This is a genomic window from Desulfovibrio sp. SGI.230 (genome assembly GCF_050313065.1).
Taxonomy (GTDB): Bacteria; Desulfobacterota; Desulfovibrionia; order Desulfovibrionales; family Desulfovibrionaceae; genus Desulfovibrio.
The window spans coordinates 1-838 of sequence record NZ_JBNPKS010000029.1 but is presented as its reverse complement, the minus strand read 5'-3'; the positions used below and the strand labels follow the sequence as shown (position 1 = coordinate 838).

1 rRNA gene is annotated in these 838 nt (G+C 51.3%); it reads right to left on the bottom strand.

What is annotated here, in order from left to right:
• Window positions 1–838: ribosomal RNA gene (locus tag ACQRAG_RS11750) — 23S ribosomal RNA — on the bottom strand; the annotation flags it as partial.

The following is an 838-nucleotide window of genomic DNA, read 5'->3' as shown; positions in this document are numbered from 1 at the left end:
TTCTCATCCCTACACGCTTGCACCGGGACAACCAGCGCCCGGCTTGCCTATCTTCCTGCGTCCCTTCATCGCGCGAACACACAAGTACGTGAATATTAACACGTTTCCCATCAGCTACGCCTTTCAGCCTCGCCTTAGGGGCCGACTAACTCCGGGAAGATTACCTTTACCCGGAAAACCTTGGGTTTACGGCGAACGGGTTTTTCACCCGTTTTATCGTTACTCATGTCAGCATAATCACTTCTCCACAGTCCAGCATGCCTTACGACACACCTTCAGCCCGTGAAGAACGCTCCCCTACCAGACCGCATATGCGGAATTCAAAGCTTCGGTACTATGCTTAGCCCCGTTACATTTTCGGCGCAACGTCATTAGACCAGTGAGCTATTACGCTTTCTTTAAACGATGGCTGCTTCTAAGCCAACGTCCTGGGTGTCTCTACAACGTCACCACCTTAACCACTGAGCATAGATTTGGAGACCTTAGCTGTTGATCTGGGCTCTTACCCTCTCGACGACGGACCTTAGCACCCGCCGTCTGACTCCCATGGTACATCTGACCGGCATTCTGAGTTTGATAGGGTTTGGTAATCTGGTAGGACCCCTAGCCCTGTCAGTGCTTTACCTCCGGTAGACAATCCATGAGGCTATACCTCAATATATTTCGGGGAGAACCAGCTATCACCGGGTTTGATTGGCCTTTCACCCCTATCCACAAGTCATCCAAACCGTTTTCAGCCGGTATTGGTTCGGTCCTCCACAAGGTTTTACCCTTGCTTCAACCTGCTCATGGATAGATCACCCGGTTTCGGGTCTAATCCGCACTACTCATCGCCCTT